At 70.4% G+C, this 15200-nt stretch carries 15 protein-coding genes; 10 read left to right on the forward strand and 5 right to left on the reverse strand.

Features of this window, described 5'->3' with window-relative positions; genetic code table 11:
* The first annotated feature begins 9 nt into the window (after positions 1–9).
* Positions 10–681: a Pr6Pr family membrane protein gene (locus tag BJ984_RS11935; protein ID WP_179548212.1), complete on the forward strand. Its 672-nt coding sequence runs from the start codon at positions 10–12 to the stop codon at positions 679–681.
* Here BJ984_RS11935 and BJ984_RS11940 read toward each other — a convergent pair.
* A complete protein-coding gene (locus BJ984_RS11940) occupies positions 620–2107 on the reverse strand; it encodes a flavin monoamine oxidase family protein (protein WP_179548213.1) in 1488 nt (495 codons plus the stop codon). The two genes, BJ984_RS11935 and BJ984_RS11940, sit on opposite strands and share 62 nt — an antisense overlap.
* A 75-nt stretch (positions 2108–2182) precedes the next feature.
* Here BJ984_RS11940 and BJ984_RS11945 point away from each other — a divergent pair, with 75 nt between their 5' ends.
* Together BJ984_RS11945 and BJ984_RS11950 are read left to right on the forward strand one after the other, a co-directional pair.
* Positions 2183–2635, forward strand: coding sequence for a pilus assembly protein CpaE (locus tag BJ984_RS11945; RefSeq protein ID WP_179548214.1), 453 nt, complete (start codon positions 2183–2185; stop codon positions 2633–2635).
* A gap of 9 nt (positions 2636–2644) precedes the next feature.
* Positions 2645–3475, forward strand: a complete 831-nt coding sequence (locus tag BJ984_RS11950) for an aldo/keto reductase (protein WP_179548215.1) — start codon at positions 2645–2647, stop codon at positions 3473–3475.
* On the opposite strand, the gene BJ984_RS11955 is transcribed toward BJ984_RS11950, so the two are convergent.
* Positions 3468–4295 (reverse strand): DUF1295 domain-containing protein, encoded by an 828-nt coding sequence (locus BJ984_RS11955; protein ID WP_218870056.1) that lies wholly within the window; start codon positions 4293–4295, stop codon positions 3468–3470. The two genes, BJ984_RS11950 and BJ984_RS11955, sit on opposite strands and share 8 nt — an antisense overlap.
* Before the next feature lie 100 nt (positions 4296–4395).
* Here BJ984_RS11955 and BJ984_RS11960 point away from each other — a divergent pair, with 100 nt between their 5' ends.
* From BJ984_RS11960 to BJ984_RS11970, 3 genes are all read left to right on the forward strand, one after another.
* Positions 4396–4878: an FHA domain-containing protein gene (locus BJ984_RS11960; protein ID WP_173180782.1), complete on the forward strand. Its 483-nt coding sequence runs from the start codon at positions 4396–4398 to the stop codon at positions 4876–4878.
* Positions 4878–5579 carry a transcriptional regulator FtsR gene (gene ftsR / locus BJ984_RS11965; RefSeq protein ID WP_179548216.1) on the forward strand — a complete coding sequence of 234 codons (702 nt, stop codon included), beginning with the start codon at positions 4878–4880 and terminating at the stop codon, positions 5577–5579. The genes BJ984_RS11960 and ftsR overlap by 1 nt, the downstream gene beginning before the upstream one ends.
* Before the next feature lie 139 nt (positions 5580–5718).
* Positions 5719–6267: a MerR family transcriptional regulator gene (locus BJ984_RS11970; RefSeq protein ID WP_173180784.1), complete on the forward strand. Its 549-nt coding sequence runs from the start codon at positions 5719–5721 to the stop codon at positions 6265–6267.
* Between the two features lie 24 nt (positions 6268–6291).
* Here BJ984_RS11970 and BJ984_RS11975 read toward each other — a convergent pair whose 3' ends face one another.
* Positions 6292–6741, reverse strand: a complete 450-nt coding sequence (locus BJ984_RS11975; protein WP_246306737.1) for an SDR family NAD(P)-dependent oxidoreductase — start codon at positions 6739–6741, stop codon at positions 6292–6294.
* A gap of 151 nt (positions 6742–6892) precedes the next feature.
* Between BJ984_RS11975 and BJ984_RS11980 the strand changes: the two genes are divergently transcribed.
* Positions 6893–7399, forward strand: a complete 507-nt coding sequence (locus tag BJ984_RS11980; protein WP_179548217.1) for a MarR family winged helix-turn-helix transcriptional regulator — start codon at positions 6893–6895, stop codon at positions 7397–7399.
* Between the two features lie 17 nt (positions 7400–7416).
* On the opposite strand, the gene BJ984_RS11985 is transcribed toward BJ984_RS11980, so the two are convergent.
* On the reverse strand, positions 7417–8226 hold the full coding sequence (locus BJ984_RS11985) for a ParA family protein (RefSeq protein WP_173180787.1): 810 nt from the start codon (positions 8224–8226) through the stop codon (positions 7417–7419).
* Between the two features lie 76 nt (positions 8227–8302).
* Between BJ984_RS11985 and BJ984_RS11990 the strand changes: the two genes are divergently transcribed.
* Both BJ984_RS11990 and def read left to right on the forward strand, forming a co-directional pair.
* Positions 8303–11716 carry a pyruvate carboxylase gene (locus BJ984_RS11990; RefSeq protein ID WP_179548218.1) on the forward strand — a complete coding sequence of 1138 codons (3414 nt, stop codon included), beginning with the start codon at positions 8303–8305 and terminating at the stop codon, positions 11714–11716.
* Between the two features lie 38 nt (positions 11717–11754).
* The gene (def, locus tag BJ984_RS11995) at positions 11755–12246 is read left to right on the forward strand and encodes a peptide deformylase (RefSeq protein ID WP_179548219.1); all 492 of its coding nucleotides are present in this window, start codon (positions 11755–11757) and stop codon (positions 12244–12246) included.
* A 79-nt stretch (positions 12247–12325) separates the two neighbouring features.
* Here def and BJ984_RS12000 read toward each other — a convergent pair whose 3' ends face one another.
* Entirely contained in the window at positions 12326–14149 is a 1824-nt protein-coding gene (locus BJ984_RS12000; RefSeq protein WP_179548220.1) for an AMP-dependent synthetase/ligase, read from the reverse strand.
* A 103-nt stretch (positions 14150–14252) separates the two neighbouring features.
* On the opposite strand from BJ984_RS12000, the gene BJ984_RS12005 reads away from it, so the two are divergent.
* Positions 14253–15200: an ROK family glucokinase gene (locus BJ984_RS12005; RefSeq protein WP_179548221.1), complete on the forward strand. Its 948-nt coding sequence runs from the start codon at positions 14253–14255 to the stop codon at positions 15198–15200.

A 15200-nucleotide genomic window follows, 5' to 3' on the forward strand; every position in this document is an offset into this window, starting at 1 on the left:
GGAGCCCGCGTGCGACGTGCTGCCGCCCTCGTCCGACTCGCGGTGGCGGTCGTCGCGGTGGTGGCCCTGGTCTTCGACGTCGAGTACACGCTGGGCTTCAGCACCTTCTCGACGGTGAACTACTTCCTCTACTTCACCTTCCAGAGCAACGCCGTGAACGTGCTGGTGCTGGCCGCGTCGGGCGTCGCGATGCTGCGGCCGGGGCGCGCACGCCGGCGCGGGGGCGTCTCGGCGTGGGCGGGGAGCATCCGGGGCATCGTCACGACCTACGTGATCGTCTCGGGCATCGTCTTCGGCACCATCGTCACGCAGGCGTCGAGCCACCAGTACCGCATCGAGGTGCCGCTCTCCAGCCAGGTGCTGCACTTCTGGATCCCGGCGTACCTCGTCCTCGACTGGATCGTCGGCATCGGCCGGCCGCGCCTGCTCTGGCGCACGGTGCCGATCTCGCTCGGGTTCCCGATCGTCTGGGGAGTCTTCACACTGATCCGAGGCTCGATCGTCGGCTGGTACCCGTACTTCTTCCTCGACCCGAGCCAGGTCAGCCCGCCCGAGTTCGTGTTCTACGCGGGCATCGCGCTCGCGCTGTTCGCCGGCATCACGGCGCTGCTCGCCTGGCTCAGCCGGCTGCCGTCGGCTCCGGAGTGGCGGTCGCGGTGGCTCCGGCGGCGGGGTCGATGAACGGCACGAGGGTCGCCAGGGCCGCCTCGACGAACTCGCCGTCGCCGAGGGCCGCACCCACCGGCACATCGTCGGCCGCGGTCAGCCCCACCAGGATCGCCTGACCCGTCGAGGGCAGCAGGTTGATCCACTCGGCCACCACGGCGGTGTCGTCGATCACCGAGAGCACGGTCGCGTCGGTCGACCAGAACGGCTCGTCGAAGCGCAGCCAGAGCTGCTCCAGCTCACCCACGCCCAGGGCGTCGATCGCGTCGAGGGTCGGCTGTGGCAGTGCAGGGGCGAACTCGATCGCCCCGGTCTTCAGCACGCCTAGCGGCACGGTGACGACGACCCGGTCGACGTTCAGCGACTCGCCGCGGCCGAGCCTGAGGCTCACGCCGTCGTCGTCGTAGCCGATGCGGATGACCGTGCTCGAGAGCACCACGTCGAGGTCGTCGAGGGCGGCCTCCACGATCGCGTCGAGCCCGCCGACAACGAGCCGCGGCGTGTCGGGGTCGGTGTCCGACCCGTCGGCGCCCCCGGCCGACGCGGGCTCGGCCACCCCGTAGGACGCCGAGAGCTCGAAAACGGTCGCACCTGCGCGGGTGGCCACGGCGGTGTCGAGGTAGTGGGCGAGCCGGTCGGCGGGGGAGACGCCGTCGGCGTCCGGCTCGGTGGGCACGTCCTCGGCGCCCGACGCCGACAGCGCCGAGGCCAGCGAGACGTCGGCCGCCTGGGAGCGGGCCCACGCCACGGCGGCGGCCACCGCATCCGGCCCCACCGTGCTCGGCGGGTCGACCTCGCCCGAGGCCGTGCGCACCTCGGAGACGCTCGCGAGGCCCAGGGTGTCGACGTCGGACGCGAGCAGCGCGTCGTCGAGCGCCGGACCGGAGACCGTCGGCGATCCGAGCTCGACCGGGAACGGCCATCCGCTCTCCGTGCGGGTCAGGATGCGCCCGCCCACCCGGTCCCGCCCCTCGAGCACGACGACGTCGAAGCCGGCGTCGGCCAGCGCCCGGGCGGCGGTCGCCCCCGCGAGCCCCGCGCCGATCACGGCGATGCGCTCACCGTCGTCGGCGATCGCACGCACGCGCTCGGCCGCTGCAGCACCCGACTCGAGGGCTCCCTGCAGGGTTCCCGGATGCTCCGACGCCACGGCCTCACCCGCGAAGACGACCCGGTCGCCCACGGTCTCGCGGAGCGTCGCCCGGTCGCCGGGCCCCGCGCCGACCGGCGTGCTGCTGAACGAGCCGAGCGAGAACGGGTCGGAGGACCAGGAGCTCCGGAGGTAGGCGGCCGGGCGCGGGACGGGGGAGAGCGGCGTCGGCGCGAGCGACGCCGAGGGCGACGGCGTCGGCCGGGGGGCGTCGGGAGTGCAGGCCGTCAGGGCGGCCAGCGACAGGGCCGACACGGCCCCTGCGAGGAAGGTTCGTCGCTCGATTGCCAATTCTGCGGTGCCGTTTCTGCTTCGGTGAGCCCGTGCGGTCACCTCAACGTTAGCCGACGCTGTAATGATGGGGAGATGATCTCCATCGAGCTCGCCCGCGCGCTCCGCACCGCCGGGCTCCGCTGGCACCCCCGCTCGGGCGACGGCTTCGTCATCGAGACGGCCGAGGCGGGCGGCGAGGTGTACACGGTCAGCGAGATGACCGTCGAGGTGCACGAGCATCCGGGCGGAAGCCTGATCGGCTTCAACGGAACCACGGAGTGGGCGCTCGACTCGGTCGACCTCGGCGACACGCTCTGGCTGCCGCGCGAGGACCAGCTCCGGGAGCTGCTGCGCGACGGCTTCGTCTCGCTCACCACCGAGCGGGTCGACGGCGACGCGCTCTACCTCGTGACCGCCGTGATCCGGGGCGACGAGCGCCGCTACGAGGCGCTCAGCGCGGCCGACGCCTACGGCGAGGCTGTGCTCGACCTGATCGTGCGCAGTCTGGTGGCTGACGACGAGGCGGGTGTCGGCGGGGAGTCATAGGGTGAAGGGATGACGGAGAACACAGTCCCCACAGTCACCCTGAACAACGGCACCACCATCCCCCAGCTCGGCTTCGGCGTCTTCAAGGTCGATCCCGACAAGACGAACCGCGTGGTGCGCGACGCCCTCGAGGTCGGTTACCGCCACCTCGACACGGCCCGCATCTACCACAACGAAGAAGGCGTCGGCCGGGCCGTGCGCGAGTCGGGCATCGCCCGCGACGAGCTCTTCATCACCACCAAGCTCTGGAACGACGACCAGACCCGTCCGGCCGAGGCCTTCGAGAAGAGCCTCGCCCGCCTCGGCACCGACTACGTCGACCTCTACCTCATCCACTGGCCCACCCCCGAGCGCGACACCTACGTCGACGCGTGGCGCGGGCTGATCGAGATCGCGCAGTCCGGCCGGGCCAAGGCCATCGGCGTGTCCAACTTCACGATCGACCACCTCGAGCGCCTGATCGCCGAGACCGACGTGGTGCCGGCCGTCAACCAGGTCGAGCTGCACGTCGACTTCCAGCAGGCCGAGCTGCGGTCGTTCGCCGCCGAGCAGGGCATCGCCATCGAGGCCTGGGGCCCGCTCGGCCAGGGCAAGATCAACGAGTCGCCCGAGCTCGCCGCCATCGCCGAGGCGCACGGCAAGTCGGTGCCGCAGACGATCATCCGCTGGCACCTCGACATCGGCGACATCGTCATCCCGAAGAGCAACGACAAGGGCCGCATGGCTCAGAACTTCGACGTGCTCGACTTCGAGCTGTCGGCCTCCGAGATCGCCACCATCGCCACGCTCGACCGCGGCGAGGACGGGCGCAACGGCACGAACCCGATCGAGTTCAACTAGCGGTGTCGGCGCTCGTCCTGCGGGGGAACCACGGGACGAGCGCCGACGTCGTCCGGCGATAGGCGTCGTACTGGGGGTACTTCCCGCGGGAGATGCTCTCGGTGAAAATCGTCGAGCCGATGAAGACGACGGTCAGCAGCAGGGGCCCGAGCGCCGAGAACTGCAGCACGGTGCCGGCCGCCACGGCGCCGACGCCGAAGAAGAGGTACCACTGGGCCAGCTCGAAGAAGTAGTTCGGGTGCCGGCTCAGGCGGAAGAGCCCTCGGGTCAGGAACGGCTTGTCTCCGGTCGCTTCCCCGGCCGTTCCAGCCGCGTGCTTCCGAAGATGGAAGCGCCACTGCTGCTCGTCGGCGATCGTCTCGCCCACGAGCGCGGCGGCGAACAGCACGAGCAGCACGATGTCCAGCAGCCCGAACGGGGTCGCGCGATTCTGGTAGGCGAAGTAGGCCGGCATCGCGATGAGCCACAGCACGAGGTTCTGGAAGCCCGCGATGAACAGCAGGTCGAACACCTGGAAGGCGGGGGCGGGCATCCGCTTCTTCAGGATGCTCCAGCGGTAGTCCTGGCCTCCTCGGCCGTAGCCGCCCTTGCGCGCGAAGTTGAACGTCAGTCGGGCGCCCCAGAGCGTCACGACGGAGGCCATCAACATCAGCCGCAGATCGGTGAAGCCGGTCGCGCCCGCGAATATCCAGACGTAGAGCACCGGGACGATCGACCAGATCCGGTCGACCCAGGAGTACTCGCGCGTCACCAGGGAGAGCACCCAGGTGACCAGCACGCTCGCGATCAGCACCCAGACCGAGGCCATCAACGGGATCATGCTCGAATAGTAGGGCACCCGCGGCCGCCCGCTCGGAGAATTCGCGGGTTCTGCACCCCTCCCCATCGACTACGCTGGACGGAGCAAGGAGGGCAGCAGGATGACGAGCAACGTGAACGACGACCGCACGACCCGGATCACCGTGCCCACTCCGACGGGTGACACCACTCTCTCGCTGACCGGTGAGTTCGCCGCGCAGCTGGCCGCGCTCGAGGGCGGTGTGAGCGGCGAGGAGCTCGACTCCATCGCGGCGCTGCCGTCGGGTTCGGCGCTGCTGATCGTGCGCCGCGGCCCCAACGCGGGCGCCCGGTTCCTGCTCGACACCTCGACCACCACGGTCGGCCGGCACCCCAACGCCGACATCTTCCTCGACGACGTCACCGTCTCGCGCCGGCACGCGGAGTTCTCCCGCCACGGCCACACCTTCATCGTGCGCGACCTCGGGTCGCTGAACGGCACCTATGTCGGAGGCGCGCGGGTCGAAGAGGCGCTGCTCGACGACGGGGCCGAAGTGCAGATCGGCAAGTTCCGGCTCACGTTCTACCCGTCGCGCATCGACGTCGTCACCGCCGCGGGAGAGTAGTGCCGAACGCCGCTCCCGCGCCCGGGCAGCAGCCCGCGGCGCCGCTTCTCGGCATCGGTCAGGTGCTCGCGAGGCTGACGACCGAGTTCCCCGACCTCACCCCCTCCAAGCTCCGCTTCCTCGAGGAGCGCGGGCTCGTGCATCCGGCCCGCACCCCCTCGGGCTACCGCAAGTTCTCGCAGAACGATCTGAGCCGGTTGAAGCTCATCCTCACGATGCAGCGCGACTGCTACCTGCCGCTCGCCGTCATCAAGGACTACCTCGCCGACGTCGACGCCGGGTTGAACCCTCCGATGCCGGGCGCGGCGCTGCCGGGCGGCGCCTCCATCCTGCAGACGGGGCGGCGGCTCAGCCGCGAAGAGCTCACCCGCGAGGCGGGCGCGACGCCGATGCTGGTGCAGGATGCGTTCTCGGCCTCGGTGATCACCCCCGCCGAGACCTATGGCGAGGATTCGCTGATCGTGCTGAAGGCCCTCGTCGAGCTGCAGCGCAGCGGCATCGAACCGCGGCACCTGCGCGGGTTCCGGCAGGCGGCGGAGCGCGAGCTCGGGCTGATCGAGAGCGCTCTGATGCCGGTCGCGCGACGCCGCGATCCGTCGAGCCGCGTCAAGGCGGCCGAGCTGGCCGTCGAGATCGCGGGGCAGCTCGAGGTGGTGCGGTCGAGCCTCATCCGCTCGGCGCTCAGCCGCATCGTCCCGTGACACGATCCGGTCACGATCTCTCGCGCCGGCGCGACACGCCGGGGCTGCAAACGGCGCGGTCGTTGCCCCGGGAGGTCTGCGTCGATAGCGTTGACGTGATGCATCCGGTTCCGGGTGCGCCCGACGACGGAAGGCCCCGATGAGCGAGCTCAGCCAAGGCGACGATTCTCGCTACGACCTCGGCCTCCTGTTCACCGACGGACTGCCCGACCTCGACGACGCGAACGGCTACCGCGGCGCCGTCGCGGCCCGCGCCGCCGGTATCACCTACCGTCAGCTCGACTACTGGGCGCGCACCGCGCTCGTCGAGCCCACCGTCCGCGGAGCGGCCGGATCCGGCTCGCAGCGCCTCTACGGCTTCCGCGACATCCTCGTGCTCAAGCTCGTGAAGCGCCTGCTCGACACCGGAATCTCGCTGCAGCAGATTCGCACGGCCATCAACCAGCTGCGCGAGTCGGGCATCAACGACCTCGCTCAGACGACGCTCATGTCCGACGGCGCCAGCGTCTACCTCTGCACCTCCAACGACGAGGTCATCGACCTCGTCAGCCGCGGCCAGGGCGTCTTCGGCATCGCCGTCGGCAAGGTCCTCCGCGAGGTCGAGCACTCCCTCGTCGACCTCGACTCGGTCGTCACCGACCCGGCCGACGAGCTCGCGGCTCGCCGCGCCTCCCGCAAAGCCGTCTGAGCCGGTTCCCGCCTTTCCTGCCGTTCAGACGACGGTGGTGAGCACTCCGCCGTCGGCCCGGAGCGCTGCTCCGTTCGTGGCCGATGACCTCGGGCTCGCCAGGTAGGTCACCAGTGCCGCGATCTCGGACGGTTCTATGAACCGCTCGAGCAGCGACGTGCGGTTCTCGGCGGCGATCGCGGCTTTGAGGTGCCCGGCCGGTACACCCTGGCCGCGCGCGATGCGGTCGACCGCCTGGGCGACACCGTCGGAGTAGGTGGGGCCGCCGAGAACGGAGTTGACGGTGACCCCGGTTCCGCGCGTGAGCTTCGCCAGGCCGTTGGCAACGGCCAGCTGCGCCGTTTTCGTGGCGCCGTAGTGCACCATGTCGGCCGGCACGTTCACGCCCGACTCGCTGCTGATGAAGAGGATCCGGCCCCAGTCGCTCTCGAGCATCCGGGGCAGCAGATGCCGGGACAGCACCACCCCGCTCATCACGTTCACGCCCGAAGTAGCGTCGCCACTCCTCGTCCAGGACATCGTCGAAGGCCGCCACCTCGAACAGCCCGACGTTGTTCACCAGGATGTCGACCTCGCCGAGCGCGCCCAGGAGCCGGGCCACCTCGTCGGGACGCTGTATCGAAGGATGATCGACGACACCTCGTCAGGTGAGCTGGCCGGCGACGACCTGCAGACATGGGCCGGGCTCGCCACCCTGCTCGAATGGCTGCCGTCCGCGCTCGACGCGCAGCTGCTGCGGGACTCGGGCATCACGCATTTCGAGTACGGCATCCTCTATGCACTGGCGGAGGCCGACGAGCGCACCCTGCGTATGAGCGTGCTCGCGGGATTCGCGAACAGCTCCTTGTCGCGACTGTCCCGCGCCGTCACCCGCCTCGAGAATCGCGGCTGGGTCACCCGCCACCCCGACCCCGCCGACGGCCGCTACACCCTGGCCGTTCTGACGGCGGCCGGTGTGGAGACCTGCGCCCGGGCCACTCCCGGCCACGTGCAGACCGTGAACCATCTCGCCCTCGACCGCCTCACGGCCGCCCAGAAGCGCCAGCTCCAGGCCATCACCCGTCGCATCCTCCCCGCCATCGCCCCCGACACGGGGTGGAAGCCACCGACCGCCCACGCGGCCCGCGACTGAGCCCCCGACGCGGCCGGCTAGGCCTTGAGGTCGGCGTATTCGCCGACGCGGCCCGTGCGCATGACGCGCTCGAGGAGGAGGTCGAAGTTGCGGGCCATCTCCTGGGCTCCCTCGCCCGGCCAGACGTGCAGGGGCTTGGCCGCGCCCTGGGCCTGCTGGAGGGAGGTGCGCTCGGGCAGCTGGGGCGAGAGCACCAGCGGGCCGAACATGTCGCGGAGCTCCTTGATGCGGAACTGGTGCTCGAGCGACTGCGACCGCACGCGGTTCACGATGATGCCGAGGGGCTGCAGACGGGGGGAGAGGCCGCGGCGGATCTCCTCGATCGCGCGCAGGGCGCGGTCGGCGGCGGCCACCGAGAACAGGCCGGGCTCGGTCACGACCGTGACGCGGTCGGATGCGGCCCAGGCGGTGCGCGTGAGCGCGTTCAGCGACGGGGCGCAGTCGATCAGCACGAGGTCGTACTCGCTCTCGACGGTGGCCAGGGCCTCCTCGAGCTTCCAGATGTCGCGGATCGACGGGTGCGGACCGTCGAAGTTGAGGGCGGAGGGGCTGCCGATCAGGACGTCGATCTTGCCGCCGCGGTCTTTCGTCCAGCCCGAGGGGGCGATGGCCGCCCGCACGACCTTCTCCTTGGGAGAGGCCAGCACGTCGGCCACGTTGAGGTGGCCGGCGACACGGATGTCCATGCCGGTGGACACGTCGGACTGGGGGTCGAGGTCGACCACGAGGGTGCGGAGACCCTTGGCGAACGCGGCGGAAGCGAGCCCGAGCGTCACTGTGGTCTTGCCCACACCCCCCTTGAGGGAAGAGACGCTGAGTACATGCACAGTCGACAACGTTACCTTCACTAGGCTTTGACTACCTAACTGTTCGCTGTACGCGCATGCGCCTCGAAAGGTCTCCATGTTCACGAAGATTCTGGTCGCCAATCGCGGGGAGATCGCGATCCGCGCTTTCCGGGCCGCGTACGAGCTGGGTGCGAAGACCGTCGCGGTGTTCCCGTACGAGGATCGCAACTCGATGCACCGCCTCAAGGCGGACGAGGCGTACCAGATCGGTGAGGTCGGGCATCCGGTGCGCGCCTACCTCGACGTGAGCGAGATCATCCGGGTGGCGAAGGAGTCGGGCGCCGACGCGATCTACCCCGGCTACGGCTTCCTGTCGGAGAACCCCGAGCTCGCGAAGGCGGCCGCCGAGAACGGCATCACGTTCATCGGCCCTGGCGAGCACGTGCTCGAGATGGCGGGCAACAAGGTCACGGCGAAGGAGCACGCGATCGCGGCGGGGGTGCCGGTGCTGAAGTCCTCGCCGGCGACGACCGACCTCGACGTGCTGATCGCCGCGGCCGACGAGATCGGCTTCCCGGTGTTCGCGAAGGCCGTCGCGGGCGGCGGCGGGCGGGGGATGCGCCGGGTCGAGACCCGCGAGGAGCTCCGGGGTGCGCTCGAGGCCGCCATGCGGGAGGCCGACAGCGCCTTCGGCGACGCCACGATGTTCCTCGAGCAGGCGGTGCTCAGGCCCCGGCACATCGAGGTGCAGATCCTGGCCGACTCGACGGGGGAGACCCTGCACCTGTTCGAGCGCGACTGCTCGGTGCAGCGCCGCAACCAGAAGGTCGTCGAGATCGCCCCGGCGCCGAACATCAGCGACGAGCTGCGCGAGGCCCTGCACGCGGATGCGATCACGTTCGCGAAGTCGATCGGCTACGTGAACGCGGGCACGGTCGAGTTCCTGGTCGACACTGTCGGCGAGCGGGCCGGTCAGCACGTGTTCATCGAGATGAACCCGCGCATCCAGGTCGAGCACACGGTCACCGAAGAGGTCACCGACGTCGACCTCGTGCAGTCGCAGATGCTCATCGCCTCCGGCAGCACCTTCGACGAGCTCGGGATGCACCAGGACGACATCGTGCTGCACGGCGCCGCCCTGCAGTGCCGCATCACCACGGAGGACCCGACCGCGGGCTTCCGCCCCGACACCGGCAAGATCGCCGCCTACCGCTCGCCGGGCGGCGCGGGCGTGCGGCTCGATGGCGGCACCGTCGACGTCGGCGCGCAGATCTCACCCCATTTCGACTCGATGCTCGCGAAGATGACCTGCCGCGGCCGCGACTTCCCGGCCGCCGTGCGACGGGCGCGCCGCGCTCTGGCGGAGTTCCGCATCCGGGGCGTGTCCACGAACATCCCGTTCCTGCAGGGAGTGCTCGACGATCCGTCGTTCGCCGCCGGCGACCTGAGCACGAGCTTCATCGAGGAGCGGCCGCAGCTCTTGGCCGGGCATCCGTCGAAAGACCGGGGCACGAAGATCCTGAACTGGCTCGCCGACGTCACGGTGAACCAGCAGAACGGGCCGCGCACGGTGACCGTGCATCCGGTCGACAAGCTGCCCGCCGTCGATCTCAGTGTTCCCGCCCCCGCCGGCAGCCGGCAGAGGCTGCTCGAGCTCGGCCCGGTCGGGTTCGCCGAGGCGCTGCGGGCGCAGACCGCCCTCGCGGTGACCGAGACGACGATGCGGGATGCCCACCAGTCCCTCCTCGCGACCCGCGTGCGCACCCGCGACCTCGTCGCGGTCGCGCCCTACGTCGCCCGGCTCACCCCCGAGCTGTGGAGCGTCGAGGCGTGGGGCGGCGCGACCTACGACGTGGCGCTGCGCTTCCTGGGGGAGGACCCGTGGGAGCGCCTCGCCGTGCTGCGGGAGGCCCTGCCGAACGTGGCGATCCAGATGCTGCTCCGAGGCCGCAACACCGTCGGCTACACCCCGTACCCCACCGAGGTGACCGACGCCTTCGTGCGCGAGGCCGCCGCGACCGGCGTCGACGTCTTCCGCATCTTCGACGCCCTCAACGACGTGAACCAGATGCGCCCCGCGATCGAGTCGGTGCTCGCCACCGGCAGCACGATCGCCGAGGTCGCCGTCTGCTACACCGGCGACCTCCTCGACCCGGCCGAAGACCTCTACACCCTCGACTACTACCTGCGCCTGGCCGACGAGATCGTCACGGCCGGCGCGCACGTGCTGGCGATCAAGGACATGGCGGGGCTGCTGCGCCCGGCCGCCGCCGCGAAGCTCGTGTCGGCCCTCCGGGAGCGGTTCGACCTGCCGGTGCACGTGCACACGCACGACACCGCGGGTGGGCAGCTCGCGACGCTGCTCGCCGCCAGTGCGGTGGGCGCGGACGCGGTCGACGTGGCCAGCGCACCGATGGCCGGCACCACGAGTCAACCGAGCGCATCCGCTCTGGTCGCCGCGCTCGCCCACACCGAGCGCGACACCGGTCTGTCGTTGAGGGCCGTGAGCGACCTCGAGCCGTACTGGGAGGCCGTGCGCCAGGTCTACCGCCCGTTCGAGTCGGGCCTCGCGGGCCCCACGGGCCGTGTCTACAACCACGAGATCCCGGGCGGGCAGCTGTCGAACCTGCGTCAGCAGGCGATCGCGCTGGGTCTCGCCGACGACTTCGAGCGGGTGGAGGACCTGTACGCCGCCGCGAACAAGATCCTCGGCCGCATCCCGAAGGTCACCCCCTCGTCGAAGGTGGTCGGCGACCTCGCCCTGCACCTCGCGGCGGTGAAGGCCGACCCGGCCGACTTCGAAGAGAACCCGGGCAACTACGACATCCCCGACTCGGTCGTCGGCTTCATGGCCGGCGAGCTCGGCGAGTTGCCCGGCGGCTGGCCCGAGCCGTTCCGCACCAAGGTGCTCGCGGGCCGCGACGTGAAGGTCGGGGTCACCCCGGTCGACGACGCCGACCTGGCCGCGATCGCTCCGGATGCCGACGGCCGCGAGCGGCGTGCGACCCTGAACCGGCTGCTGTTCCCGGCCCCGACCCGCACCTTCGAGCAGCTGCGCGAGCTGTTCGGCGACCTCTCCGTGGTCGACACCGTCGACTACCTCTACGGCCTCCAGCAGGGCACCGAGCACGTGGTCGAGATCGCCCGCGGCGTGCGCCTGTTCGTCGGCCTCGAGGCCATCGGCGAGGTCGACGAGAAGGGTGAGCGCACCGTCATGACGACCTTGAACGGCCAGCTGCGCCCGGTGAACGTGCGCGACCGTTCGGTGAAGGTCGAGACCAAGACGGCCGAGAAGGCGGATGCGGCCCAGCCCGGGCAGGTGCCGGCTCCGTTCTCCGGCGTCGTCACCGTGAAGGTCGCGGTGGGCGACACCGTCGCCGCCGGCGCCCCGGTCGCGACCATCGAGGCGATGAAGATGGAGGCCGCGATCACCACCCCGATCGCCGGCACCGTCTCCCGCCTCGCCATCCCCACCACCCAGCAGGTCGAAGCCGGCGACCTGATCGCCGTGGTGACCCCCGCATCCTGAGCACCCACCCCCGTCATCTTCGAAAGAGAACCACCGCTGTGACTGTTCGCGAGATCCGCCTGTTCGGCGACCCCGTGCTGAAGACCGTGTCCGACCCGATCGTGGAGATCGACGACCGGGTGCGCGCCCTCGTCGAGGACCTGCTCGACAGCGTGAAGGTGCCCGGCCGGGCCGGTGTGGCCGCCGCGCAGATTGGGGTCAACCTCCGGGCGTTCAGCTACAACGTCGACGGTCAGGTCGGGTACATCCTGAACCCCGTGCTCGTCGAGACCTCGGGCGAACCCGAGCTCGTCGACGAGGGCTGCCTCTCGGTGCCCGAGCTCTGGTTCAAGACGAGCCGGTACCCCTACGCGAAGGCGCGCGGCATCGACCTCGACGGCAACGAGGTCGTCGTCGAGGGCACGGGCGTGCTTGCGCAGGCGCTGCAGCACGAGACCGACCACCTCGACGGCCTGCTCTACCTCGACCGTCTCGACAAGCCCACCCGCCGCGAGGCCATGCGGCAGGTGCGCGAGTCGAACTGGTTCTGACCGGTGTGGTGCAGGGGCGACGGATGCGCGGCCCCTGCACCGGGGTCTGACGACCCTCCGGCTCAGAACACTGTCCGGCTCAGAAGACCAGGGACTGGCCCTCGGTGGCCGGGGCCGCCGAGTAGATGCCGTCGACGACCGCCGCGTAGTCCTTGAGGATCACGTTGCGCTTGATCGACATCTTGGGCGTGAGGTGCCCGCTGTCCTCGGTGAACTCGTCGGTGAGCACCACGAACTTGCGGATCGACTCGGCCCGCGAGACGAGGGCGTTCGCCGTGTCGACGGCGCGCTGGATCTCGGCCAGCACCGCCGGGTTGACGGCCGCCTCGGTGAGGCTCATCGTCGCATCCTGGCCGTTGTTGTTCAGCCACACGGGCAGCATCTCGGAGTCGAGCGTGATCAGCGCCGAGATGAAGGGGCGCTGGTCGCCGACCACGACGACCTGGCCCACGACCGGGTTCGCGCGGATCGGGTCCTCGAGCACGGCCGGGGCGACGTTCTTGCCGCCGGCGGTGACGATGATCTCCTTCTTGCGGCCGGTGATGGTGAGGAAGCCGTCGTCGTCGAGGGTGCCGATGTCGCCCGTCTTGAACCACTCCCCGTCCATCACCTCGGCGGTCGCCTCGGGGTTGTTCCAGTAGCCCGCGAACACGTTGACCCCCTTGATCAGGATCTCGCCGTCGCCCGCGAGCTTCACCGCGACGCCCGGCAGCGGGGGGCCGACGGTGCCGATCTTGAACTGCTCGGGCACGTTGACGGTGGCCGGCGCGGTGGTCTCGGTGAGGCCGTAGCCCTCGAGGATCTTGACGCCGAGGCTGCGGTAGAAGTGACCGAGGTGGTGGCCGAGCGGGGCCGAGCCCGAGACGGCGTACTTGACGCGTCCGCCCAGGGCGGCCCGGAGCTTGGACAGCACGAGCCGGTCGAGCACGGCGAAGCGCAGCTTCAGCCCGAGCGGCACGTGCCCGGCGTCCAGCGCCTCGGAGTGCTGCACGGCGACCGCCGCAGCGGCCCGGAAGATCTTGCCCTTGCCGCCGGCCTCGGCCTTCTGCTCGGACGAGTTGTAGACCTTCTCGAACACGCGTGGCACCGCGAGCAGGAAGGTCGGCTTGAACGACCCGAGGGCCGGCAGCAGGTTCTTCGTGTTCGACTCGTGGCCGACCTTCACGCCGCTGTACACCGACAGCACCGAGATGAAGCGCGCGTAGACGTGGGCGGTGGTGACGAACAGCAGCGTCGACGACCCGGGCGCGAGCACGTCGGCCATCGAGACCGCGGCGTTGCGGCTCAGCTCGACGAAGTTCGAGTGGGTCAGCACGCAGCCCTTCGGGCGCCCCATCGTGCCCGAGGTGTAGATGAGCGTGGCCAGGTCGGAGCCCTGGGCGAGGTTGCGCCGGCGCTCGACCTCGTCGTCGGACACCGCACCCCCCGTCGCCGCGAGCTTGTCGAGGTCTCCCAGGTCGACCTGCCAGACGCGGGTGACCAGCGGCAGGTCGGCGTGGATCTCGTCGAAGCGGGCGAAGTGGTCGGCCGTCTCGACGATGATGGCGGTCGCACCCGAATCGCTCAGGTTCCACTGCACCTGGGCGGGGGAGGACGTCTCGTAGATCGGCACCAGCACGGCACCGGCGAACCAGGTCGCGAAGTCGATCAGCGTCCACTCGTAGCGGGTGTGGCACATCAGGCCGATCTTGTCGCCCGGCTCGATGCCGGCCGCGATCAGGCCCTTGGCGACGGCCTTCACCTGGGTGAGGAACTCGGCGGCGGTGATGTCGCGCCAACCGCCGTTCTCGGGCACCGCGAACAGCGGCTGATCGGGGGCCTTGCGCACCCGCTCGACGAGCAGGTCGGTGACGTTCGCCCCCGGGTCGGCGGCGACGGCGGCAGGATTCTCGTACTGGTCCACGGCAGCTCCTTCGGTACCGGTCAGGTTCTTCTCCTCTACACTCTACTTGGTGCGCTCGGGGCTTCCCTGGGCGCACGTTTCGCCCGGTCGGAAGGAACCATCCATGCGCGCCATCGGCATCGACATCGGCGGCACGAAGATTGCCGGGGCCGTCGTCGACGAGTTCGGCACGATCGTCAAGCACGACCGCACGCCGACCATCGCGGCCGAGCCGCAGGTCATCGAGGACTCGGTCGTGGCGATGGTGCAGAGCCTGGCCGAGGGCGAGGAGATCGCCGCGGTCGGCGTGGCCGCCGCCGGCTTCATCGACGCCTCCCAGTCGGTCGTCTACTACGCCCCGAACATCAACTGGCGGAACGAGCCGTTCCGCGAGAAGCTGCAGGACCGTCTCGGCATGCACATCATCGTCGAGAACGACGCGAACGCCGCCGGCTGGGCCGAGTTCCGCTTCGGCGCGGGGCGGCTCGTCAGCGACATGGTCATGCTCACCATCGGCACGGGCGTCGGCGGCGCGATCGTCAGCGGTGACCGCCTGTTCCGCGGGGGCTTCGGCGCCGGCGCCGAGCTGGGGCACATGCGGGTGGTGCCGGGCGGTCTGCCCTGCGGATGCGGGGCCCACGGCTGCATCGAGCAGTACGGCTCCGGCCGAGCGCTGCTCCGGCTCGCGAACGAGCTGGCCGACGCGGGCGGCATCGGTCAGGTGCTGGCCTCGGTGCGGCAGCGGAAGGGCGTGCTCACCGGTCAGGACGTCAGCGAGCTGGTGACCATCGGCGATCCCGGCGCCCTGTCCGCCCTCCGCACCCTCGGCACCTGGATCGGCCAGGCCTGCGCCAGTCTCGGCGCGGTGCTCGACCCGCAGCTGTTCGTGATCGGCGGCGGGGTCGCCCAGGCCGGCGACCTGCTGCTCGACCCCATCCGCCAGTCGTTCCTGGAGAGCCTGCCGGCTCGCGGGTACCACCCCGAACCCTCGTTCGCGATCGCCGAGCTCGTCAACGACGCCGGTGTCGTCGGCGCCGCCGACCTCGCCCGTCAGTACGCAGAATCGATCTGA

Origin of the sequence: Herbiconiux flava, from assembly GCF_013409865.1 — a bacterium.
Classification (GTDB): Bacteria; Actinomycetota; Actinomycetes; order Actinomycetales; family Microbacteriaceae; genus Herbiconiux; species Herbiconiux flava.

Bases quoted from the DNA above. Each gene is read 5' to 3' on its own strand.
- BJ984_RS11945 (WP_179548214.1), top strand. From the start codon at position 2,183: ATGATCTCCATCGAGCTCGCCCGCGCGCTCCGCACCGCCGGGCTCCGC.
- BJ984_RS11950 (WP_179548215.1), top strand. From the start codon at position 2,645: ATGACGGAGAACACAGTCCCCACAGTCACCCTGAACAACGGCACCACC.
- BJ984_RS11955 (WP_218870056.1), bottom strand. From the start codon at position 4,295: ATGATCCCGTTGATGGCCTCGGTCTGGGTGCTGATCGCGAGCGTGCTG.
- BJ984_RS11960 (WP_173180782.1), top strand. From the start codon at position 4,396: ATGACGAGCAACGTGAACGACGACCGCACGACCCGGATCACCGTGCCC.
- BJ984_RS11970 (WP_173180784.1), top strand. From the start codon at position 5,719: ATGAGCGAGCTCAGCCAAGGCGACGATTCTCGCTACGACCTCGGCCTC.
- BJ984_RS11975 (WP_246306737.1), bottom strand. From the start codon at position 6,741: ATGAGCGGGGTGGTGCTGTCCCGGCATCTGCTGCCCCGGATGCTCGAG.
- BJ984_RS11980 (WP_179548217.1), top strand. From the start codon at position 6,893: ATGATCGACGACACCTCGTCAGGTGAGCTGGCCGGCGACGACCTGCAG.
- BJ984_RS11990 (WP_179548218.1), top strand. From the start codon at position 8,303: ATGTTCACGAAGATTCTGGTCGCCAATCGCGGGGAGATCGCGATCCGC.
- BJ984_RS12005 (WP_179548221.1), top strand. From the start codon at position 14,253: ATGCGCGCCATCGGCATCGACATCGGCGGCACGAAGATTGCCGGGGCC.